At 70.5% G+C, this 25,944-nt stretch carries 26 protein-coding genes and 1 pseudogene; 12 read left to right on the top strand and 15 right to left on the bottom strand.

The features are described from left to right. Window positions 1–190 precede the first annotated feature (190 nt). A complete protein-coding gene (locus ABD374_RS11720; RefSeq protein WP_344494223.1) occupies window positions 191–676 on the top strand; it encodes a cation:proton antiporter regulatory subunit in 486 nt (161 codons plus the stop codon). A 6-nt stretch (window positions 677–682) separates the two neighbouring features. Further along, entirely contained in the window at window positions 683–1,927 is a 1,245-nt protein-coding gene (locus ABD374_RS11715; protein ID WP_344494222.1) for a cation:proton antiporter, read from the top strand. A 164-nt stretch (window positions 1,928–2,091) separates the two neighbouring features. On the opposite strand, the gene ABD374_RS11710 is transcribed toward ABD374_RS11715, so the two are convergent. Then, the gene (locus ABD374_RS11710; protein WP_344494221.1) at window positions 2,092–2,487 is read right to left on the bottom strand and encodes a hypothetical protein; all 396 of its coding nucleotides are present in this window, start codon (window positions 2,485–2,487) and stop codon (window positions 2,092–2,094) included. Between the two features lie 177 nt (window positions 2,488–2,664). Next, window positions 2,665–3,018, bottom strand: a complete 354-nt coding sequence (locus ABD374_RS11705; protein WP_344494220.1) for a VOC family protein — start codon at window positions 3,016–3,018, stop codon at window positions 2,665–2,667. Window positions 3,019–3,727: 709 nt separating this feature from the next. Between ABD374_RS11705 and ABD374_RS11700 the strand changes: the two genes are divergently transcribed. Continuing rightward, the gene (locus tag ABD374_RS11700; protein WP_344494219.1) at window positions 3,728–4,603 is read left to right on the top strand and encodes an SGNH/GDSL hydrolase family protein; all 876 of its coding nucleotides are present in this window, start codon (window positions 3,728–3,730) and stop codon (window positions 4,601–4,603) included. 210 nt (window positions 4,604–4,813) lie between these two features. On the opposite strand, the gene ABD374_RS11695 is transcribed toward ABD374_RS11700, so the two are convergent. Both ABD374_RS11695 and ABD374_RS11690 read right to left on the bottom strand, forming a co-directional pair. Then, window positions 4,814–5,368 (bottom strand): HPP family protein, encoded by a 555-nt coding sequence (locus tag ABD374_RS11695; RefSeq protein ID WP_344494217.1) that lies wholly within the window; start codon window positions 5,366–5,368, stop codon window positions 4,814–4,816. Between the two features lie 435 nt (window positions 5,369–5,803). Further along, the gene (locus ABD374_RS11690) at window positions 5,804–6,565 is read right to left on the bottom strand and encodes an SDR family NAD(P)-dependent oxidoreductase (RefSeq protein WP_344494216.1); all 762 of its coding nucleotides are present in this window, start codon (window positions 6,563–6,565) and stop codon (window positions 5,804–5,806) included. 440 nt (window positions 6,566–7,005) lie between these two features. On the opposite strand from ABD374_RS11690, the gene ABD374_RS11685 reads away from it, so the two are divergent. Beyond that, window positions 7,006–7,902 (top strand): aminoglycoside phosphotransferase family protein, encoded by an 897-nt coding sequence (locus ABD374_RS11685; RefSeq protein WP_344494215.1) that lies wholly within the window; start codon window positions 7,006–7,008, stop codon window positions 7,900–7,902. A 364-nt stretch (window positions 7,903–8,266) separates the two neighbouring features. On the opposite strand, the gene ABD374_RS11680 is transcribed toward ABD374_RS11685, so the two are convergent. From ABD374_RS11680 to ABD374_RS11670, 3 genes are all read right to left on the bottom strand, one after another. Further along, window positions 8,267–8,686, bottom strand: coding sequence for a PPOX class F420-dependent oxidoreductase (locus ABD374_RS11680; RefSeq protein ID WP_344494214.1), 420 nt, complete (start codon window positions 8,684–8,686; stop codon window positions 8,267–8,269). Between the two features lie 239 nt (window positions 8,687–8,925). After that, window positions 8,926–9,648, bottom strand: coding sequence for a VOC family protein (locus ABD374_RS11675; protein ID WP_344494213.1), 723 nt, complete (start codon window positions 9,646–9,648; stop codon window positions 8,926–8,928). A gap of 184 nt (window positions 9,649–9,832) precedes the next feature. Beyond that, on the bottom strand, window positions 9,833–10,450 hold the full coding sequence (locus ABD374_RS11670) for a TOPRIM nucleotidyl transferase/hydrolase domain-containing protein (RefSeq protein WP_344494211.1): 618 nt from the start codon (window positions 10,448–10,450) through the stop codon (window positions 9,833–9,835). A gap of 103 nt (window positions 10,451–10,553) precedes the next feature. Here ABD374_RS11670 and ABD374_RS11665 point away from each other — a divergent pair, with 103 nt between their 5' ends. After that, window positions 10,554–10,823, top strand: coding sequence for a hypothetical protein (locus ABD374_RS11665; RefSeq protein WP_344494209.1), 270 nt, complete (start codon window positions 10,554–10,556; stop codon window positions 10,821–10,823). A gap of 129 nt (window positions 10,824–10,952) precedes the next feature. Here ABD374_RS11665 and ABD374_RS11660 read toward each other — a convergent pair whose 3' ends face one another. The 3 genes from ABD374_RS11660 to ABD374_RS11650 all read right to left on the bottom strand — a co-directional run bounded on the left by ABD374_RS11660 (window position 10,953) and on the right by ABD374_RS11650 (window position 13,674). Beyond that, entirely contained in the window at window positions 10,953–11,984 is a 1,032-nt protein-coding gene (locus tag ABD374_RS11660) for a hypothetical protein (protein WP_344494208.1), read from the bottom strand. A 158-nt stretch (window positions 11,985–12,142) separates the two neighbouring features. Beyond that, complete coding sequence (locus tag ABD374_RS11655) at window positions 12,143–12,493, bottom strand: hypothetical protein (protein WP_344494206.1); 351 nt, start codon at window positions 12,491–12,493, stop codon at window positions 12,143–12,145. 347 nt (window positions 12,494–12,840) lie between these two features. Then, on the bottom strand, window positions 12,841–13,674 hold the full coding sequence (locus ABD374_RS11650; protein ID WP_344494269.1) for a class II glutamine amidotransferase: 834 nt from the start codon (window positions 13,672–13,674) through the stop codon (window positions 12,841–12,843). 300 nt (window positions 13,675–13,974) lie between these two features. On the opposite strand from ABD374_RS11650, the gene ABD374_RS11645 reads away from it, so the two are divergent. Next, window positions 13,975–14,469, top strand: a complete 495-nt coding sequence (locus tag ABD374_RS11645) for a lamin tail domain-containing protein (RefSeq protein WP_344494204.1) — start codon at window positions 13,975–13,977, stop codon at window positions 14,467–14,469. Window positions 14,470–14,811: 342 nt separating this feature from the next. Here ABD374_RS11645 and ABD374_RS11640 read toward each other — a convergent pair whose 3' ends face one another. Then, window positions 14,812–15,015 (bottom strand): cold-shock protein, encoded by a 204-nt coding sequence (locus ABD374_RS11640; protein ID WP_069925601.1) that lies wholly within the window; start codon window positions 15,013–15,015, stop codon window positions 14,812–14,814. Between the two features lie 343 nt (window positions 15,016–15,358). After that, window positions 15,359–15,520: pseudogene (locus ABD374_RS34570) on the bottom strand (PaaX family transcriptional regulator C-terminal domain-containing protein); the annotation flags it as partial. A 127-nt stretch (window positions 15,521–15,647) separates the two neighbouring features. Here ABD374_RS34570 and ABD374_RS11630 point away from each other — a divergent pair. The 5 genes from ABD374_RS11630 (at window position 15,648) to ABD374_RS11610 (ending at window position 23,573) form a co-directional block, all read left to right on the top strand. Then, complete coding sequence (locus tag ABD374_RS11630; protein WP_344494200.1) at window positions 15,648–17,051, top strand: amidohydrolase family protein; 1,404 nt, start codon at window positions 15,648–15,650, stop codon at window positions 17,049–17,051. A 369-nt stretch (window positions 17,052–17,420) separates the two neighbouring features. Then, window positions 17,421–18,776 (top strand): phytase, encoded by a 1,356-nt coding sequence (locus ABD374_RS11625; protein WP_344494199.1) that lies wholly within the window; start codon window positions 17,421–17,423, stop codon window positions 18,774–18,776. Between the two features lie 445 nt (window positions 18,777–19,221). After that, window positions 19,222–20,541 carry an aldehyde dehydrogenase family protein gene (locus tag ABD374_RS11620; protein ID WP_344494197.1) on the top strand — a complete coding sequence of 440 codons (1,320 nt, stop codon included), beginning with the start codon at window positions 19,222–19,224 and terminating at the stop codon, window positions 20,539–20,541. 831 nt (window positions 20,542–21,372) lie between these two features. Then, window positions 21,373–21,783, top strand: a complete 411-nt coding sequence (locus tag ABD374_RS11615; RefSeq protein ID WP_344494196.1) for a DUF2637 domain-containing protein — start codon at window positions 21,373–21,375, stop codon at window positions 21,781–21,783. A gap of 203 nt (window positions 21,784–21,986) precedes the next feature. Further along, complete coding sequence (locus ABD374_RS11610; RefSeq protein WP_425577195.1) at window positions 21,987–23,573, top strand: molybdopterin-dependent oxidoreductase; 1,587 nt, start codon at window positions 21,987–21,989, stop codon at window positions 23,571–23,573. A gap of 96 nt (window positions 23,574–23,669) precedes the next feature. On the opposite strand, the gene ABD374_RS11605 is transcribed toward ABD374_RS11610, so the two are convergent. Together ABD374_RS11605 and ABD374_RS11600 are read right to left on the bottom strand one after the other, a co-directional pair. Next, window positions 23,670–24,293 (bottom strand): histidine phosphatase family protein, encoded by a 624-nt coding sequence (locus tag ABD374_RS11605; protein WP_344494193.1) that lies wholly within the window; start codon window positions 24,291–24,293, stop codon window positions 23,670–23,672. A 120-nt stretch (window positions 24,294–24,413) separates the two neighbouring features. Next, window positions 24,414–24,617, bottom strand: a complete 204-nt coding sequence (locus ABD374_RS11600; protein ID WP_344494191.1) for a cold-shock protein — start codon at window positions 24,615–24,617, stop codon at window positions 24,414–24,416. A gap of 443 nt (window positions 24,618–25,060) precedes the next feature. Between ABD374_RS11600 and ABD374_RS11595 the strand changes: the two genes are divergently transcribed. Then, window positions 25,061–25,435, top strand: coding sequence for a hypothetical protein (locus tag ABD374_RS11595; protein WP_344494189.1), 375 nt, complete (start codon window positions 25,061–25,063; stop codon window positions 25,433–25,435). A 176-nt stretch (window positions 25,436–25,611) separates the two neighbouring features. Here the strand turns inward: ABD374_RS11595 and ABD374_RS11590 are convergent, their stop codons facing one another. Then, entirely contained in the window at window positions 25,612–25,815 is a 204-nt protein-coding gene (locus ABD374_RS11590; RefSeq protein WP_093797295.1) for a cold-shock protein, read from the bottom strand. Window positions 25,816–25,944 lie beyond the last annotated feature (129 nt).

Raw genomic sequence — 25,944 nt, 5'->3', positions numbered from 1 at the left:
GGCTGGGGGGGGGCGTACGGCCCCGTCACAGCCTTGCTGCTCGCGGCACCGCTTTTCCATCCGTGCCGGCACCCGTATTCCGGCTCTGTCCGCACCTGGCAACATGAGCCCTCGCCGCGCCCGGCCGCCTGTCCGGTCCCGCCGCGCGACGCACCACCACCACGAAGAACGAACAGAGGGGGAATGGGCTGTGCCCGCTCCACGTATGCGTACGACACCGCTGCCCGGAATCGGGGTCCAGTACGACCTCACCACCCGCGAACACCGCCACCTGTCGGTGATCGCGCACCGGGACGGCACCCGGACGGTGAACGTCTACCGGGCCGACGATCCGGATGCGTGTGCGCAGTCGCTGCATCTGACGGGTGCGGAGACGGCGTCGCTGATCGACGCGTTGACGCCGGCCCATCACAGCCCGAACCTGCTGCACACCACCGATCTGGGCCTGGTCGCCGAGCGGATCGAGCTGTCCGCGCACTCCCACTGGAACGGCCGGGTGCTGGGTGAGACCCGGATGCGCACCGAGACCGGTGTGTCGGTGGTGGCGGTCCTGCGCCGTGCGGAGGCGCGCCCCTCACCCGCTCCGGACTTCCGCCTCGCCGGCGGGGACACCCTCATCGTGATCGGCACCCGCGAGGGCGTCGACGCGGCCGCCGCGATACTGGGACGGGAGTGATCACCTGTGCACTCCGCAGTCTTCCTGATCGAGTTCGGCGCGATCATCCTGGGCCTGGGCCTGCTGGGCCGGGTCGCGGGCCGTTTCCACTTCTCCCCCATACCCCTCTACCTGCTGGCCGGACTCGCCTTCGGCACCGGTGGGTTCGTTCCGCTCGGCGCGAGTGAGGAGTTCGTCGCGATCGGCGCCGAGATCGGCGTCATCCTGCTCCTGCTCATGCTCGGACTGGAGTACACCGCCAGCGACCTCGTCTCCAACCTCAAGACCCAGTACTCCGCCGGGCTGGTCGACTTCGCCCTCAACGCCGTACCCGGCGCCCTGGCCGCGCTGCTGATGGGCTGGGGCCCGGTCGCCGCGGTCGTGCTGGCCGGAGTCACCTGGATCTCCTCGTCCGGGGTCATCGCCAAGGTGATGGGAGACCTGGGCCGGCTCGGCAACCGCGAGACCCCGGTGATCCTCAGCATCCTGGTCCTCGAAGACCTGGCCATGGCCGTGTACCTGCCCATCATCACCGCCCTGCTGGCCGGGGTGAGCCTGGCCGCCGGCAGCGTGACGCTGGCCATCGCCCTGGGCGTCGCCGGTGCGGTGCTGTTCGTCGCCGTCCGCTACGGCCGGCTGATCTCGCGCTTCGTCTCCAGTGACGACCCGGAGAAGCTGCTGCTGGTCGTCCTCGGCCTGACCCTGCTGGTCGCCGGGCTCGCGCAACAGCTCCAGGTGTCGGCCGCGGTCGGTGCGTTCCTGGTCGGCATCGCCCTGTCCGGCGAGGTCGCCGAAGGCGCCCACACGCTGCTGAGTCCGCTGCGGGACCTGTTCGCGGCGGTGTTCTTCGTCTTCTTCGGCCTGCACACCGACCCCGCGAGCATCCCGCCGGTGCTGCTGCCCGCGCTCGTGCTCGCGGTGGTGACGGCGTGCACGAAGGTCGCCACCGGCTACTGGGCGGCGAAGCGGGCCGGCGTCGGGGTCAAGGGACGCTGGCGCGCGGGCGGCACGCTGGTCGCCCGCGGTGAATTCTCCATCGTCATCGCCGGTCTCGCGGTGACCGCCGGGATCGAGCCCGCCATGGGACCGCTGGCCACGGCCTACGTCCTCATCCTGGTCGTGATCGGTCCGCTCACCGCCCGCTACACCGAGCCCCTGGCAGCCCGGATCACCCGTCGCCGCGCCCCGGAAAAACCCCTCCTGCCCGCAGCGCCGTTGCCGGCGAGGTCCCCGGAGGCGGTCCAGGACCAGGACCCGGCCGGCCGCGCGTGACCGAGGGCGCCGGGGCGGCGCTCACCGGCGCGCAAGCCGTGCCGCTGCCCACCGCCCCGGCGGCACCGTCGGCGCCGTCGGCTCCGCCCGCGCTCTCCCCCGCCTCCTGGCGCGCAGCCCGTACGGGCGGGCCGACGCGGCACGGCGCCCCGGCTCCAGCGCGATCACCCTGCCCCGGCTGATCGCCCCGCGGCCGACGGGAACCGGGTGTCCGGCCTGCCGTATGCCGGGGCGGCGGCTGCCGGGCGGGCGTCCGGGTCACGCAGGGCTCCCAGGTCGTCGTGCAGGTCGGCCGGCGCGTCGGTGGAGGCGGTACGCAGCAGGGCGGTGCGTTCGCTGACCGGGTCGGGCAGGGATTCCCCGCGGGTGGCCGGGACGCCGGTGTGCAGGGTGACCGGGCCCAGTCGATGGGCCAGGACAGCATGCATCCCGGCGGCGATCGCGGCCCGTTCGGCCGGCCGGGCGGCCTGCTCGTACAACTCCCGCTCGGTGCGCGGATGCTCCACCCGAGGGGCCGGCGCGCCGACGAGGCGGCGCCGGCTGCCCGCCCTCACCAGCACGGCGACCGCGAGCGGCCGGCGGTGGCGCAGTACGGCGACAGGCCGGACACCAGTGCTGCCGCGACAGCCGGGCGCGGGAAACTGCCGCCGGACGCCACACCGGCGTCCTGGACGGACAGCGCGGTCACCCCCGGAGCGGTCTCTGCCCACCACGGCCGGTGGAATCCGCCGGCCCCCTCAGTGACGGCGCGGGCCGAGGACGCAGAACTCGTTGCCCTCCGGGTCCGCCAGCACCACCCACGACTCGTCACCCTGGCCGACGTCCACGCGCCGTGCGCCATGGGCCACAAGACGGGCGACCTCAGCGTCCTGGTCATCGGGGCGCAAGTCCAGGTGCAGCCGGTTCTTCACCACCTTCCTGTCTCCCACCGGAGCGAAGAGCACACCCGGAAGACGATCTCGCTCCGGCCTGATCTCGTACTCCTCGGCAGAGGCGTCGACCACCACCCAGCCGAGCGCTTCGGCCCACCACTGCCCCAAAGCCACAGGGTCCGCCGAATCAACTGTTACCTGCTCCCATTCCAAAGCCATTCGGAGAACCTATCCCTCAGATCCCTCAGAGACCCGGAAGGACCTGGTGTCAGGGGGCGGCGGGTGCGGGGCCGTGGAAGCAGCCGCGGACGGCGCGGGGCCGGCGTCGGCGACCGCGGAGGAACCGGCGGGCCCCGGGCCGGGACACCGCCGCCCCGGCCCGGGGCGCAGCACAGCGCTCCGGCGGACGGAGAAGTCCGCGGGTGACGCGGTATCTCCCCTCCTGACGGACGGAGTTCATGGCGGGCCGGAGGGCGGTCGCCCGATGTACGTGACGAGAACCCGGCGGGCCGACCGGCGGGCCTGCGTGCTGCCCTGCGGCCGCAGTGAACGTCCAGCGCCGTCGTTCCGGAGCGACGACTCGGCGTCGAGCCCGCGGAGCAGTACCGCCGTGTCGAACTGCGCTGCACCGTCTCGCTGATCCGGTGCAGCGACAGGGACGCAGGCGCGCCGAGCCGGGGCCCCGTACGGTCGGGCCCGGCCCGAAATTTGAACGCGTACTGAACAATCCACTGCCGGACATCTTGACGGCCCGTCATTCCGGCCACATATTACGTGCCAGTACAACTGGCCAGTAACTGCGCACAGCGCCCTCGCACCATCGGCGGCAGGCGAACGGGACCGCCTTGCCGCCAATCCCGTACGCCTTCTGGCCTTTCCCGGCGGCAGAAGGCGCCCACTCCTTCTCCTCGCCATGAGAGGCAGCGCCATGCGATCAGTTTCATCGAGCCGTCGTACCCGCACCCTTCTCGCCTCCGCCGCAGCCGTTCTGGCCACCACGACAGCCTTCGGCGCGAGCCCGGCGCTGGCCTCGGACGACCCGGTCGACCGCTATGTCGCCCTGGGGGATTCCTACGCCTCGGGAGCCGGTGTTCCGGACCAGGTCGACTCCGCCTGCACCCGCTCCAACCGCAACTACCCCGCCCTGGTCAACACCGCGCTCGCTCCCACCGCCCACAAGGACGTCACCTGCGGGGGCGCCACCACCGTGCACATGACCTCGGCGCAGAACAGCTCCGCGCCACCGCAGTTCGACGCGCTGAGCTCCGACACCGACCTGGTGACCCTCACCATAGGCGGCAACGACATCGGCTTCGCCAACATCATCCTGCGCTGCGTGAGCCTCGGAGTGTTCAGTCCCGCCGGCTCGCCCTGCAAGAACAGCTACACCTGGACCGGCACCGACCAACTCGCCGCCACCATCAACGCGACGGCGCCCAAGATCGCCGCCACCCTCGACGGCATCCGCCAGCGCGCCCCCCGAGCCAGGATCCTGGTCACCGGCTACCCCGCGATCCTTCCCGACGACGGCAGCAACTGCCCCTCGGTCGTGTCGATAGCCAAGGGTGACGCCCCCTGGCTGAGAGACACCCACAAGCGCCTCAACACCATGATCGCCACTCAGGCCGCCGCACGCGGCGCCCAGTACGTCGACACCTACACCAAGTCCGTCGGCCACGACATCTGCAAGCCGGCCGGAACCCGCTGGATGGAACCTCTCGTCACCAACGCCGCCGCACCCTTCCACCCCAACGCGGCGGGCGAGCGGGCGATGGCCGACGCCGTCCTCACCGCCGCCCGCTGACCGGCTCTCACCGCATACCCCGTCTCCCCCCCCCACACCCCGGTGCGGCACCGCGGGCCGACGCGCCGTACCGGGGGCACGGCCGCACCGCGCGGCGACCGCCGATGCCACTGAGCCGGACCGCGCGCCCCGTGGAGGAACAGCGCGCTCGCCCGCGCCGGGAGACCGCAGGCAGGGGAAGTGAGGACCGCGGCACCGGCTGTTCGGCGGTCACCACCAGTAGGCGGGGTACCTCGGTGCCGTGCGGCGGATGCGGGAGGCGGCGTACTCCGTCAGGACGAGGAGGACGGTGGCCCCGAGCAGGAGGGGAACGAAACGGAAGGGCGCGGGGGTCTGGAGCACGATGACGACGGCGGTGGCACAGGCGGGTGAGTGCGGGGTACGGGCGGTCATCATCAGGGCCAGCGTGACACCGGCCGCCACGGCGGCGGCCCATGCGCTGCTGCCCGCCGCCGCCAGGACGCCGTAGCCGGCGGCGGCGCCGAGCAGGTGGCCGACGACCACGCTGCGGGGCTGGGCCAGCGGCAGGGTGGGGGCGCTGTGCACGAGGGCCGCGCTGGCGGCCAGCGGCGGTATCAGTACCGGTTCGTGGATCATCGCGCCGATCGCCACCAGTCCCAGCAGGACAGCCGTCGCGGCGCTGACGCTGTGGAATGCGGCCGCGGGGGTGGGCCGGGCCGGAGCCCGCCCGGCCGCCTTGCGTCGGCGGGACGCCCCGGGGGCGGCTTGGGCGGGTTCGGGGCGCGGGGCGGCATCGAGGCTCATGTGGGGTGTTTCCGGGAGAGGCGGCCGAGGACCGGGCAGGGGCAGAGCGGAGGGCGGGGAAAGGCGGGCTGCGCGGAGTACTGTGATCGACAGTCGGCTCGCCCTTGCGCCCGCGTCCTGGTTCGGCCGGCGCAATCGCCCAAGACCTTATCGCTCAGGTTTGCGAGGGAATGATTCGGGTCGGCCGAGCCGGTGCAGGGTCCCGCAGGGCTCACTGATGCCGGACCGGACAGGGCGCGCCCGGCGGTGTTCACGCTCGGGACACCGAGGGCGGCGCGTCTCTGCCCTTCGTCGCCGACCCGGTGATCGCACGGCACGGTCGTGGCCGGCTTCGCGGACCGGAGCCACGGGGCACACATGCTCAAGCGGGCGTACGGAGTCACGCCCGCCGGGCCGGCCGCGCTCCGCGCGTCACCGTGGGACGGCAGCCGGCCGCTACAGGCCGCCGGCGACGGCCAGCACGGTGCCGGTGACGTACGAGGAGCGTTCCGACACCAGCCATGAGACGGCCTCGGCGATCTCCTCCGGCCGGCCGGGTCGCCCCAGCGGGATGCGCGAGGCGACACGCTCCGCCCGTCCCGGGTCTCCGCCCCGTGCGTGGATGGTGGTGTCGACGGTGCCCGGGGAGACGGCGTTGACGTGGATGTTGTCCGGTGCGAGTTCCTTGGCCAGCCCGATGGTCAGGGTTTCGAGGGCCGCCTTCGTCGCGGCGTAGGCGACGTACTCGTGCGGTGAGCCGGTGCGGGCGGCGACCGACGAGATGTTGACGATCGTCGAGCGCGTCGTGCGCCCCGCCCACCGCCGGGCGGCCTCCCGGCACCACCGGACCGGCGCCACCAGGTTCACGTCGACGACGCGGCGCAGCACGTCGTCCGACAGCTCCGCGAGGGAGGCGATCCCGCCGGTGACGCCCGCGTTGTTCACCAGACCGACGACGGTGCCGAGGCCCTCGGCCACGTCGAACACCCGGGCCGGCGCGTCGTCGGCCGTGACGTCGGCCCGTACGGCGCGGGCGGTACGGCCCGAGCGCCCGAGGTCTCCTTCCACCGCACCGGCCTCGTCGTCGGAGCCGGAGTGGGTGAAGACCACGCCGTACCCGTCCGCGCACAGCCGTTCCACGGTGCTTCTTCCGATGCCGCGGCTTCCGCCCGTGACGATCACGATGGGCGGGTGGGACGACTGGGTCTGTGTGTTCATGCCGGTTCAAATCTCCTTGTCAGGCCGTGCTCAGCGGTGGGTCGGCCCCGGGAGGAGGCCTTCCGTACGGGCCTCCTCCCGGAGAACAGCGGCCGTGTCGGACCGGGCGTGCCCCGGGACCGGTGCCTCGCCGTAAAGAGCGTGACAGACCCCCGGCAAGGTCCGGAAAGGGGGAGGCCGGTCCCGCTCCCGCGACGGCCCCGACCCCGGCCCCGTCGGCCGCCATCACCACGGGCTGTCCCGCCCCGGCCTGTTCCCGCGCCCCGGGGCCGGAGGTTTCGAGCGTTCCAGGCGCCGGTGCGCGGGACGGTCCTGGACGAGGGTGCGCATGGCACCCGGTGGTGGCCGACCGGGAAACCCGGTCGACAGTCGGGCCCGTGACGCACTGTGATGGTCTCGACTGCCTGCCGCACGGAGCGGGCCGACCGCAGGAGCTCCTCTTGGCAACCGCGAGAACAGCCGACGCCCGTCCCGCGATCGACGCCACGCTGGTCAGGCGCCTGGTCGATACGCAGTTCCCGCAGTGGGCCGGGCTCCCTCTGGAACTGCTCGAACCGGCCGGCTCCGACCATGTGATCCACCGGCTGGGCGAGGAGTTGTCCGTCCGGCTGCCCCGCCACGCCGGGGCCGTCGGACAGGCCGGAAAAGAGTCCGAGTGGCTGCCCCGGCTCGCCCCGCACCTGCCACTGGCCATCCCGGTACCGGTGGGTCTGGGTGAGCCCGGGTTCGGCTATCCATGGCCGTGGGCGGTGTCCCGCTGGCTGGACGGCGAGGTGGCGACCGTCGAGGCGCTGGCCGGGTCCTCCGAGGCCTCGGTCCAACTCGCGGAGTTCCTGATCGCCCTTCAGCGGTTCGCGCCCGAGGGCGTCCTGGCCGAGGACATGCCCGAGGACACACCTGCGGACCTCACCCTCCGGGACCGCGCCACGCGGGCCGCTGTTGCGCAGGTCGACGGCGCGTTCGACGCCGCGGCCATGACCGAACTGTGGGACACGGCACTGGGCGCCCCCGGGTGGGACCGCCCTCCGGTCTGGTTCCACGGGGACTTCCACACCGGCAACCTGCTGACCGTGGACGGCCGCCTCAGCGCGGTCATCGACTTCGGCGGGCTCGGCATCGGTGACCCGGCCTGCGACCTGACCATCGCCTTCACCCTGATGTCGGCCGGGAGCCGGGCCGCTTTCAGGGCCGCGCTCGGCGTGGACGACGCCACCTGGGCCCGGGGCCGCGGCTGGGCCCTGGCCACCGGCCTGAACGCCTACACCTCCTACGCCGCCGTCAATCCCCGGGTCGCCGCACAGACCACCCGGCAGATCACCGAGGCCCTCATCGGTTGAACAGCCAGGGCAACCAGGCGCGAAGAGCAAAGGGCGAAGGGCGAAGGCACCTTGGCGTCGAGTCAGGGTCAGGGTCGGCCCACGGTCCAGAAGAGGCGCACGCCCCCGCCCGGTCCCCGGCACAGCGGCACAGCGGCACAGCGGCAAGCGGTCGCGGTCTCCACCAGGGGCGGCGGCACGGCGAACCCTCGCACGCGCGGCCAGCAAGGAAAGGCGGGAATCCCCATCCGTGTTCCGAGTGAGCATCAGCACTCACCTTGCGCGGACGGGGCCCCCGAGCTGTCACCGGAGTGAGTCGTCACCGCGGACGGAATGCTCTTCGAGGACGGCGCCCGCGCACAGCCGCGGCCAGGCCGGGCAAGCATCACCCGGGCTGGTCGGTGTCCTTCAAGCTGCCCCATCCGTGCCAGCGGTCGATCTCGATCCATGCGTTGAACCGGCGGCGGTCCCGCTGCGCGTAGGGCTTGCCGAGGTAGTGCTGGGACAACCGGTCGGTGTCGGCCAGCCCCTCGTCCTCGCGGAGTTCGGTGACGCGTCCGACGATGCTGATGTGCGTGTACCAGTTGCCCCCGTCGAGCACGGTGAGCGACACCCGCGGGTCGTTGCGCACATGCTCCAGTCGCTTGCGTCCCTCATCCATGGTGACCAGTACCCGGCCGTTCTCCCAGAGGTACCAGGTGGCCGTGGAGACCGGCCGGCCGTCCGGGCGCAGAGTCGTGACAACGGCCGGATTGGCCTTCGCCAACATCGCGACTGCCTCTTCGGGAAGCGGTGGTTTCGACACGGGACATCCTCCGTCGTCACGCGTTGCTGCATTCATGTGGACGATCACCAGCATGACCGTCCACCCCGGACTGTTCCACTCGGAACCCAGGCCGCGCCGCTCGCCGGGCGGCAGCGGGGCCGGGTCGGCGGGGCTTCGGTGCTCCAGGCTCGGCTCAGCGTTTCCAGCGACGCGAGTGAACCGGACGACCGTGGCCCGCCCCGCGGCGGGGCGGGCCACGGTCGTCCGGATCGATCGCGTTATCGGGGGGTCAGCACACAGAACTCATGACCGTCGGGATCGGCCATCACCACCCAGTCGACCTCGCCCTGACCGATGTCGATACGAGTCGCCCCGAGGGAGACCAGACGGTCGACCTCTGCTTGCTGATCACCGTGGACAGGTGGAGCGAGGTCGAAATGCAGCCGGTTCTTCCCGGTCTTCGGCATCAGTGGCGGGCCGCCCCACGTGATCTTCGGGCCGCCGCGCGGCGAGCGGATCGCGGTCTCCTCGTCCTGGTCCCAGACCAACGGCCAGCCCAGTGCCCGGCTCCAGAAGTATCCGACGTCCTGCGAACCGTCGCACGCGAGCGCTCCGACGAATCCGCAGTCGGCAAGGAAAGTGTTGCCCGGTTCGATGACGCAGAACTCATTGCCCTCGGGGTCGGCGAGCACCACATGCCCCTTCTCCGGGCATTGGCCGATGTCGATGTGCCGGGCACCGAGTGCGAGCGACCTCGCCACAACCTCCTGCTGGTCGTCCAGGGACGTGCTCGTCAGATCGAAGTGCATCCGGTTCCGCCCCGCCTTCTGCTCCCGGGTCGGAAGGAATCGGATCCGGAACCCGGTGTCGTCGCTCGGCAGGAGCGCGATGCCGTCGCAGGAGTCGTCGGCCGTCTCCCCGTCCAGGACGCCGGCCCAGAAGCGCGCGAGACGGATCGGGTCGTTCGCATCAAAGCAGAGTGCGTGAAGGCGAGAAGTCATTCCTCGGTATCTCCGATCCGCTGACTCCCGGTCCCGCCCGCCGATCGGGCAGGGCGGTCCACCAGCAAGAAGGTTTTCGTCCAGGTCGTGGCTGGAGCCTTGCCGGATGGCGTCACCCGGTCAACTCATCGACGCCCCGGGCTCCGCCGCTGTCGCCCTCACGGCCCTCCGGCCGTCCACCGGGTCAGAGGCTCGTGAGGAGGCCGTCGAGCGGGGCCGGTACCTGTTCGGGGTCGAGGGCCTCGACGAGGAGGCGGCCGTAGCGGATCTTGCGGCCTTTCTTCGTGCCGAGGAAGCGCCGCAACTGCTGCTGCCGGGGCCGGCCGTGGTGTGCGGGCTGGTGCTGGAAGGTCTGCCAGGCACGGAAGTCGCCCTCGGCCCGGACGATCTCCTCGACCCCCGTCGTGCCCAGCGCGCGGATGAGCTCGTCCTCCAGGTCCGTCACGCATACGAAAAAGTCCCGGCACGGCGCCCCTGCCCGCTTCAGGCCGCGGTCGTAGAAGCGCTGCTCGCCCTCGTCGCACAGTCCTGTCAGGCGCAGACCAAGACCGGGCGGCCCGAGGAGGCCGGCGTAGCGGCCGACGCTCATCGCCCCGCCCATCGACACGACGCACACCCCCTCGGCGGCCAGGTCCCGGCCGCGCCGGGCGGCCAGTGCCTCAACGGCCGCGAGATCGCTCAGCCCTTCCAGCAGCACCGCCGTACGCACCCCCAGACGCACAGCCAGATCACTCGCCGGCCCGCCGGGACCGCCGGCCGCCCAGCCACTGACCGCGTCCCGGAACGCCCGCATCTCCGCCATGGAGCGAGTCTGCACCTCCACCGCCGGCACGGCACGGAATTATTCGGCGGACCCGCGAACCACTGGGCGTCCGTCACCGGACGTCCCTGTCTCAGTGGGAAACATGCCTGGTGAAGCCGGCTTCTTCGCCGTCGGCTCCGGCAAGGGCCTTCCCGCCGAGGTCGGGAAACTCATCGACGGTTCGTGTCACCGCTTCTGCCCGGCGGACGCGTCACAGTACCCCGGGTGGTTTGACCGGCGGGCAGGGGCGGTGGGAAACAACCCCGGCCGTCGCGCGCTGCTGCGGGCGACGGCCGGAACACCGGGGCGGGCCGAAGGCCAGACCCTCGTGAAGCACATCGTGCAGTCGCCGCCCGGAGCATTGTGGTCCTGAATGCCGTAGTCGGACTTCGTCCCGCGTTCCAGTCCGTGGAGGGCTGCCGCGGAGGGCTGCCGTGCGTCCGAGGCGGTCCGGGTGGTCCTGGCAACTCGGCCCGGGCCGGCTCCGTCCGCCGGCCGCACCTTATCCCCGGGCCGTCTCCGGGAAGCTCTCGTCCGCGAAAGTCCCTTCCGAGGCCCCCTGGAAGAAGCCCTCCATCAGCTCGTCCAGTTTCACCTCAGTGGCTCCGGCCGGAGCCGTGGCCTTTTCCCCCCTGCCCATCCGCAGCACCAGCGCGAGCTTCTTGACCTCTGCGTTCTCCGCCAGCTTGGCCAGGTCCACCGACACCTCGGTCAACGCCCCGTTCTTGAGCGTGAAGTCAGCCGTGACCTTCTTGTTCGGAACCTCCTTGAGGTCCTTGGCCGTGGGGAACTCGGCACCCGGCGGCAGTTCCTTCGCCAGCGGGCGGATCTCGTCGAACAGCTCGGTCAGCAGAGTGCGGAAGGGGGCGGTGGCCATGATGTGCTCGGTGTCGTCCTCCCCCGCGGAGGTCTTGAAGTCGACCTCCCGGGCGATGACCTCCCGGAGGGCCTTCATGAGCTTCTTCTGCGCCTTGGCGTCGAGTGTGGGCTCCGCCGAGGGCTTCCCGCCCTCCGGTGCCTGCATCCCCTCCATCTCGTCGCGGGTCTTCTCCAGTTCCTCCGTCGCGACCTTGACCCACTCACCGTTGAGCATCTTCTTGAACGCTCCGGCGCTTTCGGGCAGTTCGCCGGCGGACGGCATGGGGGTGCCCGACATCTTCGCGAAGGCGTCCACATCGACGCGGAAGTAGGTGTAGTCCCCGACCACCCGGTACTCGAGCAAGTCACCTTCGGGGCCGCTGAACGTGACGGCCATGCCGGTGAAGTCCTTCTCGGCGGACTCGTCGAACGGCTTCTCGGACTGCACGGACACGGAGATCCGCGCGCCGCTGAACAACTCGGCCATCTCGTCCGGTATTTCCTCACCGGGCTCCGCCTCGGCGCCAATCGCCCTCAGCGTCTTCGCGTCGGCGTCCAGGTCCAGCTCGAAGGAGAGCGAGTGTTCCTTGCCGAGCTTGTCGAAGGCCCGGTCGAGCTTCTGCCCGGCGGACAGGTTCTCCACCGTGCCGCAGGCGGCGGAGCCCGCCAGGACCACGGTGGCTACGGCAGTGGCGGTCAGGGTTTTGCGTATCGCGGAAATGACGGTCTCCTCATGGGTGCGACCACGTGGGCGGTCAGGGAGAAGACTGATGAAGTCTTCGCAAGGTTGCACGCCACCCCTAACTGTCGCGGTGGCTGTTCCTGGTCATCGCGTCATGCCGACGAGTCCACGGGCCCGGGACCGAGCGGTGGTGAGGGAAGCCCGAAGCGGTCGGCGACGATCCGTACCGTGTGGGCGCCATCGGCGTTGGAGCCGGTACCGGTGTCGTACGTGGAGGTGTCCCGGCCGACGATCCCGGCGTCCGGCGACTCGCGTACGAGCAGGTCCGCCGTGCCTCCGGCACACCGTGATGCACGGCGCCGGCCGAAGCCGAAGTACGTCTGCTCGTACCCGCCGCGGCTGTGGACGAACTGGAGGGGGCGCTCGTCGCAGTGCGAGACCATGCGGTTCTGCCCGTGCGGGCACGTGCATGCGGGCGTGGACGCCAGGAACACGGTTTCCATGCCGGCCGGATCTCTTGTGCGGTCCGCACAGCGGTGACCGGTGATGCTGCCCGCCGTCTCCCGGGCGGGCCCTCCGTGCGGGGCCGTGCGGGCGTCGTGCGTCACCCGCCTCCAGCCGGACGATGCTCCGGTGGCGAGGGCAGGACGCCCCGGGTCGGCGAAGACGCCGGGCACGGTGCAGGCATGTTCCGTCACCCCGCCGACGGACCTTGGTGATGTCCGGGGTGCGGACCGCTGCCCAGCCGTCGGGCTGAACGCCCGGGCGGGCCGCCGGCAGGCGTCACGGGCCCGCAGCCGGCGGCCGGGACGAACCGGAGCGCGCGGCGCGGGGCGGACCGTGTCTGCTGCTACACGGGCTGTGGTGTGAAGGGCAGCAGTTCGTCCGCGCCTGGCTGGACGACGATGCAGCTGTTCTCGGGAAGTTCGTTCCAGACACCCGGCAGGTCACCCAATGGCTCGGAAACGATGAGGCGTGTCTCGGCGGAGGCCCCCCGCAGGAAAGCGAGGTCGGGGTGGAGAGCCCGCACGGCGTCCACCCTGCTGCTGACGAACAGCGACCGCGATGCCTTCTGGCTCGAGTACCGGAAAGCCCACAGCCGCTCGCTGTCGGTTGCCGCGATGGTCATCTGGAGCGGGAACTCCACTCCGTGCTCACGGCCCAGCGCTTCGACCAGCCCGGCCATCCGGGCCACGGCACCCGGTGCGTCCTGGTCCAGGCCCAGGGTGACCGCCAGATAGAACATCACCTCCGAATCCGTCGACCCCTCGAGCGAGGAGAACAGCGCGGGGTCGATGGCCATGCAGAGGTCGCGCCGGATCCGGTGGAAATCGGTGATCGCGCCGTTGTGCATCCACATCCACCGGCCGTGGCGGAAGGGATGACAGTTCGACTGCTGCACGGCCGTGCCGGTCGAGGCGCGGACGTGGGCGAAGAACAGCGGTGAGCGGACGTGGTCCGCGATCTCCTGCAGGTTGCGGTTGTTCCAGGCGGGGCCCGTGTCCCGGACGATGGCCGGTGTCGCCGCGTCGGGTCCGTACCAGCCGATGCCGAATCCGTCGCCGTTGGTCGTCTCGACCCCCATCCGCGAATGGAGGCTCTGGTCGATCAGGGAGTGGGCGGGCTTGTACAGAATGTCGCCGAGCAGGGCCGGGGTCCCTGAGTAGGCGAGCCATCGGCACATGAGGAGCAGTCCCTTCCCGGTCGGCACCCGCGCGGTCCCCGGCGACCGCGGCGCCTGCTTCACGGCGCCGGGCAGGTGTTCCGGCCGGCTCGGCGGCATGCTGCCGGTCGAGGCAGCTTCTTCGGGCGGGTGCCCAGCATCACCGGCCGGAAACAGGCGGCCGGGACACCCGCCGCCGCGCTGTGCGGCCGAGGCCCGAGGCGGGAACCCGGGAACCGCAGCCAGTCGCTCGTGGTGTCTGTAAGCTTCAGCCGCTCATCAGCGCTATCGAGCATCAGCACTATTGAGGGGGGACCTCTCTTGCGCAAGCATCCTGTCATCGCCGTGTCCATCGCGGCCGGCGCCCTGGCCGTCCTTGCCGGCACCCCGGCTCAGGCCGCCGAGTACTCCTCGGCACTGAAGGTCCGCGGAGTCCAGTACGACGCACCGGGCCGGGACTCCAACAGCTGTTCCTCCGGCAACACCGACGAGGAATACCTGACGATCAAGAACTACTCGTCCTCGGCGACCGTCAATCTCAAGGGCTACGTCGTCAAGGACGCCACCGGCAACCGCTTCACCTTCACCGCCGGCCACTACCTCCAGCCCGGTGACTACGTGAAGCTCCGCGGCGGCCACGGCACCGACTCCGACAGCAAGAACGTGGTCTACCGCGACAACTGCAACTTCATATGGAACAACGACCGCGACACGATCTACCTGTACAAGCCTTCCGGCAGTCGCGCAGACGTCCACTCCTACACCAAGAGCGGATCCGACGCCGACGGCAACGGTTACATCCGCTACCACAACTGATCCTCTGCGGGCGGGCCCCGTCTCCCCTGGTGGGAGGCGGGGCCCGCCCGCGGCAGCGGCACGGCGGAACGCGCGCGAAGGGGTCGTCGTACACCTGCCGGACAGGCGGCGCCAGTTCGCACGCGGCGGGTCCGGTGAAGGCGGCTCACACCTTCATCGCGACACTGTCCGAGGACCGCCTGCTCCAGCACCGTCGCCGCGGCCCCGCCGGCCGCCCAGGGGAGGTGCGGCCCGGCGGCTCGTCCGGCTTCTCCGGAACGTCCGAGGCGGCATCGCTCCGCCCCGGCATGCACCAAGCCCCCGGAGCGTGCGCTCCGGGGGCTTGGTGTGCCTGGCGTCGGGTCAGGCGAGGGTGATGTTCTCCGCCTGCGGGCCCTTCTGGCCCTGCGTGACGTCGAAGGTGACCGTCTGGCCTTCCTGAAGCTCACGGAAGCCGGAGGAGTTGATGTTGGAGTAGTGCGCGAAGACGTCCGGTCCGCCGCCGTCCTGGGAGATGAAGCCGAAGCCCTTTTCGGAGTTGAACCACTTGACGGTTCCGCTGGCCATGCTGGTGCCTCTCAGTCGATATCGGATCCGCACCGCGCGGACCCGGAGGTGATCGCCCTGGTCCTCAGGCACTGCACAGCGAAACGCCCACGCCGGAGCGCGGGCAGGTACTGCGAACCACGACATCTGACAGCAACGCTACACGGCGGAACTGTCCCTCACCAGAGAGCAACGGCCAATTGGTGCTCTTCGATATCGTCCTCCTGCCCGATGCACCCGAATACCCGAATACCCGACCACTGGCCGAGGAGTCCCGGAGCAGGAGCCGGGCACGAGGTGCGCGGTCACCGGTGCGTGTCTGCCGGGTGCACCGGGTGCGCCAGGTCGTACGGGCGGGGACAGGGAGCGGGCCGTGCACCACCATGCGGGTCAGCGTCGAACGGGTGGCCTGCTCTCCGACGGCGGCGCGCCCGAAGAGATCGATGACGCTCCCCGAGTACACGCAGAGGTCGCGGTCCAGCACCTGGTCGCCCAGGGACGTCAGCACGAGCGACTGTGGCCGCAACGCGTCGTCGGCGGGGGTCGCAAGACCACCGTACGCGCGGCACTCGAAGCCCGGAAACCGGGTCGCGCCGGATCATTGGCCGGAGTTGCTCCTTGCCTTCGGCTTCGGCGCGCGGGATACAAACTCCATGACGGAGTCTTCGACACCAAGCCGCAGAAACGTCCTCGCCGGTCTGGGCAGTGTCCCCCTGATGATGAGCGCCCCCCTTTCCGGTCCCCGTCCCCGGCCGGCCGGGAGACCCGGACGGACGCGCACCACCCTGCTCCGCGGGGCGGAGCTGGTCCTCACCATGGACCCGAAGGTCGGGAAAGGGACGCTGGGCACGCTCGACCACGCCGATGTGCTAATGCGGCACGGGAAAATCGCCGCCGTGGGGCGGCGGCTTCCCGCGCCGTCCGGGGCGGAAGTGGTGGACGTGAGCGGCCGTATGGTGCTGCCGGGTTTCGTGGACATCCACAACCACCTGTGGCAGTCCAGCATTCGGGGCGGATGCGCGAGCCAGGACCTGTACGGCTGGCTGACCTCCTGCAACAGCACGACCCTCCGCAAGATCGACGCCCAGGACATGTACCGCTTCGTCCGCCTCGCCGCGCTCGACGCGCTCCAGGCGGGCGTCACGACCGTCGTGGACTGGGTGCACCCCATCCCGTTCGACACCAGCGAGCGCTACATCGGCGCGCTGGACGACTCCGGGCTGCGGTTCGTGTACGCGATGATGCAGAGCAGCCCGGACACCGGTCTCCTCGCCCGGGTGAAGAAGGAACTGCTCGACCCACTGCCGCTGGCTTCGGCCCAGGTCGCCGTCCATGCGGGCATGACGGGCGTAGACCGGTTGCGCCGGTTCAGCGAGGTTGCCCGTGACCTCGGAGTAATGCTCAACTCCCATGTCCTGGAGCATCGCGGTGACCGCAGGGACGACCCCGTCCGCGCGCTCCGGCTGGCCGGTGCCTTCGGGCCGGATCTGCTGATGAACCACGCGATCCACCTCACCGACGACGAGATCGCGCTGACCGCGGAGCACGATGTCCGCGTGGCCCACTGTCCGCTGAGCAACATGCGGCTGGCATCGGGCATCATCCGGCTCCCCGCGCTGCACGCGCGCGGTGTGAAGGCGGGACTCGGCCATGACGGGGGGACCAATGACACGTCCGACATGTTCAACCTGATGAAAGCGGCCCTGGGGCTCCAACGGGCGCTGCACCAGGACCCCGAGGTGCACCCCACGATTCCGGCCGTACTGCGCATGGCGACCCTGGGCGGCGCCGAGTGCGTCGGCATGGCGGACCGCGTCGGCTCCCTCACCCCCGGCAAACGCGCCGACGTGATCGTCCTCGACCCGGGCACGCTCAATTTCGCACCGCGCTTCGACTGGGTCAGCCAGATCGTGCTCAACGGCCAGCCCCCCAACGTAAGTCACGTCTTCGTGGACGGCCGGGCGCGCAAGGCGCACGGCGAACTGCTGGGCGTCGACACGGACACCGTCGTCAAGGAAGCCGAGCTGGCGGCCGCCCACGTCCGCGACACCACCTGAAGCGGTCCCGGCTCCCCAGCCCCCTCCGGCTCGCCGCGGTCACCACCCCGAGGGGTCTGCGCGGGCAAGTGGTCCCCGGCGATCTCCGGGTGGAGGGAGGCGAGGCGGGCCGCCGTTTCGCCTCGACCACCCGCTGCCCTTGCCGGATGTCCGGTCCATCGGCGGATGCGGACGCCCGGGCGGGCACGCCGGCCACGACCGCCCCACCGGGTCCGCCTCGGGCCGGCGCCGGCCCGAACCGCCCACCGGCGCGTTCGACTGGGCGAACAGGTGACGACGGGGCGGCTTGTTCATGTTCCGCACACCGGAGCGCCTCCTGTCCATGTCCCGCAGTCAAACTGCTCATTCGATGCTCACGCTGCGCTTGCCATGTTCTCGACATTGACATTGATCGACCTTGAGAGGCTCTTCGTGACCAGACACCGCACCCTCCGCCCGGCCGCTCTCGCACTGGGCACCGCCCTGGCCGCGCTGACCCTGGCCGTGCCCGCCGAGGCGCACGGGCCGGCGGCCGACCCGCTGCCCGCCGTCACCCCCCGGGCCGAGACCCCGGCGCTCTACGACGACGAGGCGGGCGGCAACGCGGACGCGGACGACCCGGCGATCTGGCGCAACGCGAACGACCCCGACCGCAGCCTGGTCATCGCCACCGCCAAGGAGGCCGGCCTGCGGGTGTACGACCTCGACGCACGCCAGGTGCAGGCGATCGAGCCCCCTTCGACGGCCGATCCGGACGACGCTCCGGGCCGGTTCAACAACGTCGACCTCGTGACCGGCCTCCGCCTGTCCTCCGGGCGCGCCGACATCGCCGTCACCAGCGACCGGGGCAACGACCGGCTGCGGATCTACCGCATCGACCGCGACCGCCCCGGCGGCCCGCTCACCGACATCACCGACCCGGCCGCCGCTCCGATTTTCTCCGGCGGGCAGGACGAGATCAACGACCAGCAGACGGCGTACGGTCTGGCCACCTGGACCGACCGCACGACCGGGCGCTCCTACGCGCTGGTCAGCCGCCGCGAGCGCACCAGCATCGCCCTGCTGGAGATCACCGCCACCGCGGGCGGCAAGGCCGGCTACCGCAAGGTCCGCACGCTCGACCTGCCGTCCTCCTTCCGCCTTCCGAACGGCGCCGCCTGGTCCCCGTGCGCCGAGCCCGGCGAGCTCCCCCAGGTCGAGGGCATGGTCGTCGACCCGGCCAACGGCATGCTGTACGCCGGTCAGGAGGACGTCGGCATCTGGCGCCTGCGCGCCGATCTCACGGCCGCCCCGCAACTCGTCGACAAGGTCCGCGAGTACGGCGTCCCGGGCGTGTACGACGAGGAGACCGAGGAGTGCACCGCAGGCACCGACCCCGGCTTCGGCGGCTCCCGGATCTCGGCCGACGTGGAGGGCCTGACGCTGCTGACCGAGTCCGACGGCGACGGGTACGTCCTCTCGTCGAGCCAGGGGGACAACACCTTCGCCCTGTACGACCGTGAGCTCGGGGACGACAACGAGTACGAGGGCGGCTTCCGCGTCACCTCCGCCTCGCAGACCCTCGACGGCTCGGAGGAGTGCGACGGCGCGGCCGTACTCAACGCCCCGCTCGGCACCAGGTACCCGCGCGGCCTTCTCGTCGTGCAGGACGGCCACAACACCTCGGCCGACGGCGGAGACGACCGGGAGTCCACCGGCTTCAAGTTCGTGGACCTCGGCGAGCTGATGGACCGCATCGACGACTGACCGCGCCCCCTGCCCCACGGGGTGCGCCGGGTACCGGACACCGCCCGGCGCACCCCGTGGGGCGCCCACCGGTGGCCGCAGGACGCGAGGGCGGGCCGAGACGGTACTCAGGCGACGGCGGACCCGGAGCGGCGGCAGCAACCCACGGGAACGTCACTGTCAGTGCCCGGTGGGCGGGCCGCACTCCTCTGCCACAGCGGGGCCTGCCGAGGGGGCGGGCAGCCGGAAGGCGTCGAAGCCCCACCCGTCCCGCACCTGCACCCGCACCCGCACCCGCACCCGCACCCGCACCCGCACGAACTGTCGCCATCCGTTCTCAGCCCGGGGAACAAACCACCAGGCCCTATGGTTGCTATATGCATGTAAAGCTCTCGCCGCGCGGCCGTCACCGTACGGCAGCCGCCGCCAGAGCCGGCGAGAGCAGTCACACCCCTATCGAGGAGCCATGGTGCACTCCACCGTCGAACAGCCCGCAGATGTCGTCACCCGGCTTCGCGCCACCTTCCGCACCGGACGCACCAAGCCTCTCGCCTGGCGCACGGAGCAGCTGCGCGGCCTGCGGACCATGCTGACCGAGCACGGCCGGGAACTCGCCGCCGCACTCCACTCCGACCTGGGCAAGAGTGAGCGCGAGGCGTTCCGTACGGAGATCGACTTCACCGTGCGCGAGATCGACCACACCCTGGAGCGGCTGGAGGACTGGCTCCGGCCCGCGCCCGTCGATGTCCCGCCGCACCTCGGCGGGGCGACGGCATGGACGGTGCAGGACCCGCTGGGCCTCGTCCTCGTCATCGCGCCGTGGAACTATCCGGCGCAGCTGCTGCTCGCCCCGGTGGTCGGCGCGCTCGCCGCGGGCAACTGCGTCGTCGCGAAGCCGAGCGAGCTGGCGCCCGCCACCTCGCGCGTCATCGCCGAGCTGCTGCCGCGGTACGTCGACAGCGATGCGGTGGCCGTGGTGGAAGGCGCCGTACCGGAGACCACCGCCCTGCTGGAGCAGCGCTTCGACCACATCTTCTACACGGGCAACGGCACCGTGGGCCGCATCGTGATGCGTGCGGCCGCCGAGCACCTCACCCCCGTGACTCTGGAGCTCGGCGGAAAGTCCCCGGCGTTCGTCGACCGGGGCACGGACCTGCAGACGGTGGCCTCCCGGCTCGTGGCCACGAAGTTCCTCAACGCCGGACAGACCTGCGTCGCCCCGGACTACGTGCTGACCGACCCGCAGACCGCGCGCGAGCTCGAAGGCGCGCTGGAGAAGGCCGTACAGGCGGCGTACGGAACCGATGCGGCCGACTCGCCCGACTACGGCCGGATCGTCAACGAACGGCACTTCGACCGGCTGACCGGCCTGCTCGGCTCGGGCCGCCTGGTCGTCGGGGGCGGGCACGACCGTACGCGCCGCTACCTCGCTCCGACCGTACTGGCCGAGGTCTCCCCGGACTCCCCGGTCATGGCAGAGGAGATCTTCGGTCCGATTCTGCCCATCGTGGAGGTGGAAGACCTCGACCGGGCCATCGCGTTCATCAACGACCGGGACAAGCCGCTGGCGCTGTACGCGTTCACGGAATCCGGAACGACGCGTGAGCGGCTGGTGTCGGAGACCTCTTCGGGCGGCGTCGGTTTCGGTCTTCCGGTGGCTCACCTCACCGTGTCCGACCTGCCCTTCGGAGGCGTCGGCGAGAGCGGTATGGGCCGTTACCACGGCCACTACTCACTGGAGACGTTCAGCCACCGCAAGGCCGTGCTGGACAAGCCGCTCGGCTGATCCGTAAGCGGGCCACCACCTCGGTGGCGGGCGACGGTCCGTGGGGGCCCGGCTCTTCACCGGCGGGAGGTGCCGGTGACCGCACCGGCCGGACAGTATGTACGGCCAGGTCAAGGCGGCGGCGTACGAATCATCCTCAGCCGGTGACCAGTCACCCGGTCGCCGGGCGCCCGGCCCGGCGACCGGGTCGTTGACGGGAAGTGACTCCACCCAAGCCGTACCCCCCGTATGCGGGCCGTGTCGACGGCGCCGGCCCTTCAGCGTGTCTGTCCGGCATCGCAGGGGAACACCCAGCACGCGACAGTCGGAAACGGGGGGCCGGGGAGACCTGGCCGTACTCTTTCTCAGACCTGCTCGAAGAGTTCCTGCGCCGGCTGGAACGGATCGAGACCGACTTTCACCGCCGCTCTCAGGCCGTCGGCAATCGTACGGAACCATGGTCTCCCGGACTGCCGCCCGCCGTTTCCGGCACATCCGGCACATCCGGCACAACAGAGGGCTCGCGGGGGCGGGCCCGTCATGCATGACCGGCCGAATCCGATCGACGCCCAGCCCACCTCCTCCGACTCGGCACTGCACCCGCACGACCCCGGCCTGGCACCGACCCCCCGCCGGACAAGGGACGCACAGGAAACTTTGTGCCCGCCCGCCCCGGCCGGGGAGCGGCCGTTCGACTGGGACGAAGAACTGAACCAACTGCTGCAGACCTCCGCACCGCACACCGCATCGGCCCTTCCGGCGTTTCCGCGTCCCCGCTCCCACAACCGCCGCAAACCCAGGCGGGCCAGTCCGCTCAGGGCCTGGCCGTGGCTGCAGGTGATCAGCCTCAGCATGGCGACACTGACCGCCTTCGTCGTGACGGCGGTCAGCGTGCTCGGCGCGATGGTCTCCTACGACCCGCTCAGACACCTGGCCGCCTCCGGTGTGGCACCCGGCCTGGTGCACGGCTGGCCACTGCTCGTCTTCGGTCCCTGGCTCGTGGCCTGCCTCACCGTCCTGCGCGCCGCTCTGCACCGTCGCCGCGCCCTCCAGGCCTGGGTGGTCGTGGTGCTCTTCACCGCCATCGCCATCACCCTGTCCGTCACCCAAGCCCCCAGAACCCTGCCCGGCACCGCAGTCGCCGCCCTGCCCCCCGCAGCAGCCCTGGCCTGCTTCCACCAGTTCATTCGCCAGATCACTCTCACCCGCAGCGTCCTCGCGCGCGCCGCCGCACACCGCGCCGACACCCCTTCCCGGCCCTGACGGCGCCCGGCCACCGACCACACCCGGCCCGGTGCTTCTTCAGCGTCACCGCGTCTTCGACCGCCGACGTGCTCGGAACAGCGTTTCTGCCGACTGTGGTCGGTGGCCGGTGCGGTGCGGTGCGGTGTCTGAAGCATGCGTACTCCTCGGCGGGTTTTCGTCTGGCCGGACGACGGACCAATCCGCTGTGTGGTCGGTGCCGAATAGGGGGCGTGAGGATCTCCCGAAGGAACTTGGCCCATGGCGGGCTTGCCGCGCTCAGCGGCTTGCTCTCCGGCTTCGCAGCGCTCGCCGTTGCCGAACTTGTCTCGGCGGCCGTACGGCCCGAGGCCGGACCCGTCACCGCGGTGGGCGGTGCGGCGATCGACCGTACTCCGGCGCCCGTGAAGGACTGGGCGATCCGTAATTTCGGTGAGAGTGACAAGCTCGTTCTGCAGCTCGGCATTCTGCTCACGCTCGCCGCCCTGGGCGTAGTGCTGGGCGTGGTCGCGCTGCGCCACCGGCGCACCGGTTCTGCCGGTGTGCTGATTTTCGGTGCGGTGGGGGCGGGTGCGGCAGTGAGCCGCCCGGACTCGACCGGACTTGCGGACGGGCTTCCTTCCCTGGTCGGCGCCGTGGTCGGCGCCGCCGTGCTCTACGTACTGATCGGCAGGCTCACCGCACGGCGACGCCCGGACGCTTCGCCGGGCGCCGGCAACGGGTGGGACCGGCGAGGATTCCTGATCGCCGCCTCGGCGGCGGCGGCCGTCTCCGGTGGTGCCGGTGTGCTGGGCCGTACGCTCAACGGCGGTCGCGCCCGGGACGCGGCCGCCTCGCGCGCCCAGGTGGTGCTCCCGCCGCCCGCTTCGCCCGCACCGCCGGTGCCCTCCGGCGCGCAGTTGCGGATTGCGGGCATCAGCTCCTTCACCACGCCCAGCAAGTCCTTCTACCGCGTCGACACCGCTCTGGTGGTGCCGAAGGTCGATGCCGGCAGCTGGCGGCTGCGCATTCACGGCAAGGGCGTCAAGCGCCCGGCGACCATCACTTTCCAGGACCTGCTGGACCGGGAGTTGATCGAGCGGGACATCACCCTCACCTGTGTCTCCAACGAGGTCGGCGGCCCGTATGTGGGGAACGCCCGCTGGATCGGGGTGCGGCTGGCGGACCTGCTGCGCGAGGCCGGGGTCAAGCCGCCGTCCCGGGGCGGCCCCGCCGACCAGCTGGTGGCCCGCTCGGTGGACGGCATGACATTGGGCACGCCGGTCGAGGACGTCATGGACGGCCGCGACGCGATGCTCGCAGTCGGCATGAACGGTGAGCCGCTGTCCTTCGTGCACGGCTTCCCGGTGCGGATGCTGGTGCCGGGACTGTACGGATACGTATCCGCCTGCAAGTGGATCGAAGACATCGAACTGACCACGTTCGACGACTACGACCCGTACTGGGTCAAGCGCAAGTGGGCCCGCAAGGCTCCCATCAAGACACAGGCGCGCGTCGACACCCCCAAGCCCTTCGCCCGGCCCAAGGCGGGCACCGTCATGGTGGCCGGCGTCGCATGGGCCCAGCACCGCGGCATCGAGAAGGTCGAAATCCGTATCGACGACGGGCCCTGGCGCCCCGCCGACCTCGCCGCCCAGGACACCGTCGACACCTGGCGCCAGTGGTCCTTCCCCTGGAAGGCCACCCCCGGCGGCCACACCCTCACCGTGCGCGCCACCGACAGCACCGGTCGGGTCCAGACCGAAAAACGGACCCGGACCATCCCCGACGGCGCCAGCGGTTGGCACTCAGTGGTCGTCACCGTCGACTGACCGGGCCATGCGGGGAACCGCTGAACTCCTGCTCCCTGTGCGGCCCTTCGGTTCCCGTTGGTCAGCGGATCGGCCGGTCCGGACGGCTGTTGCTGATCAGATGTGGAGTTCGGGCGGGAAACCCGTCCAGCGCAGCTCTGCGGGCAAGTGCCGCATGTCGTTGTACAGGAGCACACTGGACGGCCTGCCGGGCGTGTAGCGGACGACCGTGAGGGCCGCGTTGCCGTGGTTGAGGCCCATCCAGCGCCATTCGGGCGCGTCATGGGCGGCCCGGACCAGCCATCCGATGAGGAAGTTGTGGGTGACGACCAGCTCATGACGAGGCCCGTCGCCCTCGACCGGCCCGGTGAACTCCGCAAGTGCTTCCCGGGCCAGCGCGGGGCCCCGCTCACGGTCGTCCGCCGGAAGCCGGGCCAGGAAGTCCAGCATGAGATCGGCCGAGTCCGGCGGCAGTTCCTGCTTCCGCGGCAGGTGGGGGACGTAGTCCCCGGCCGGCTCCGACGGATGCAGCGGGACACCGTCGAGCTGTTCACCGATCAGCTGGGCCGTGTGCTCCGCCCGGGGCAGCGGACCATGGTGGATCGCCGACAGAGGGGCACTGCGGAGCCGTTCACCGAGGAGAGCGGCTTGACGGCGACCGCTTTCGGTCAGAGCCGTCTCGTCCGCTGACGCCTCACCGTGCCGAGTGAGGTAGAGATATCGAGTGGCCATGTCCTTCATGTCCCGGGTCCCCTGTCAACATCGTTGATCTTGCGCATTGCGCAGGTGGACGCGGGAACCCTGTCCCTCGGTTCCCTCCAGAAAGGTCCTGGGGGCAGGGCCAGCTCTTCGGCTTCGGCTTCAGGCGAGAACGATGTTCACTGCATGCGGGGCCTTGGGGCCCTGCTTGAGCTCGAAGGCCACCTCCTGGCCTTCGAGCAGCCCGAGAAGGCTGTGATCGGCGAGGTATGAGAAGTGAGCGAACACGTCAGCGCCGCCGCCCGCCTGCTCGATGAAGCCGAACCCCTTGGCCTCGTCAAACCACTTCACGATTCCGGTAACCATGTCGTACCTCCTTGTGAGCGGTTTCAAGGCCTGCACTGTGCGATCTTCGTGTCGCTGCGCGAGTTTCCCCGCCCGAAAGTGCACCATGAGCAGAAAAGCTCATTTCAACAACCATTACTCATGGCTACAAAACAGTAGCACGGCATAAGCGCCCGGGAGCCCGACCCAATATCATCCCGGCCACCAGGAAATAAACCTTCGTCGCGCATTGCCTAATTTTCTGTGCCTGCAAAGCGACATATTCGGCTTCGCCGGCACCCCTGTCCCGAATTACGGCGTCTGCGGCCGGGCCGCGGACCGGGAGCGTGGTGCACTCCGGAGGGGGCGCATCCGGGAGGGGCGCAGGGGGCTCCGCCCCCGCGGGGCCGGGCAGGGACCCGCCTCGCCGGCGTCCGCCGGCCGACCTACCGGCGCGGGGTTCAACGGTAGTAAAATCACCTGCCATGTCGAACCCTGATGATCTGCTCGTTGACGTCGCCGCGACGGTGGAGTCCGAGCACTGCAATCAGATGTCACTCACCGTGGTTGCCGGTGGAGCTGTCATCACTGGACGGTTGGCTCCCGAGGCCGTGTGGCGGGAGCGGGTCGCCGAGGTACTGATGGATTCGGATCGCCTGGGTCCGTTTGCCGGCATCTTCATGGCCGCCGACACGGACCTCCGCCCGAAGCAGGACCAGCCCCCCACCCATCTGCATTTTCATGTCGCGAGGATCCTCCAGGGGAGTGTCGGGATTCCCGAAACCGGCGGGATGTACCGCATCGCCATCAAGGACGTAAGCGCATGGACGATAGGGGACTTCAGCTACTCGGACCGTTGAGTTTCCGCCCCCGCCCGGGCCCGCATTACCGGCCCGTACCGGGGGAGAGCACAGAGCACGGCGTGGCTGCACCGTTCACGGAACCGTGACAGCGCACATACAAGAACCAGGACAACGCAACGAGCTGGGGCCCGCACCCAAAGGTGCGGGCCCCAGCTGCGTCGTACGCTTCAGCGTCAGGCGGGAACGATGTTCTCGGCCTGCGGGCCCTTCTGGCCCTGCGTGACGTCGAAGTTCACCTTCTGGCCCTCCTGCAGCTCACGGAAGCCCTGGGCGGCGATGTTCGAGTAGTGGGCGAAGACGTCGGGGCCGCCACCCTCCTGCTCGATGAAGCCGAAGCCCTTTTCCGCGTTGAACCACTTCACGGTGCCAGTAGCCATGTCATATCTCCTTCGGGGCAATGCCCAAGGGCTCGCACTGTGCGAACCCCGAGTCGCCGCAATGATTGTCCCGCCCGGAAAACAACACCGGCAATACAAAAGCGCACCTACCGGCACAGGAGCCAGTAA

Source organism: Streptomyces enissocaesilis (assembly GCF_039533765.1).
Classification (GTDB): domain Bacteria; phylum Actinomycetota; class Actinomycetes; order Streptomycetales; family Streptomycetaceae; genus Streptomyces; species Streptomyces enissocaesilis.
The sequence above is the reverse complement of the archived record's forward strand: the minus strand, read 5'-3'. Positions and strand labels throughout refer to the sequence as shown.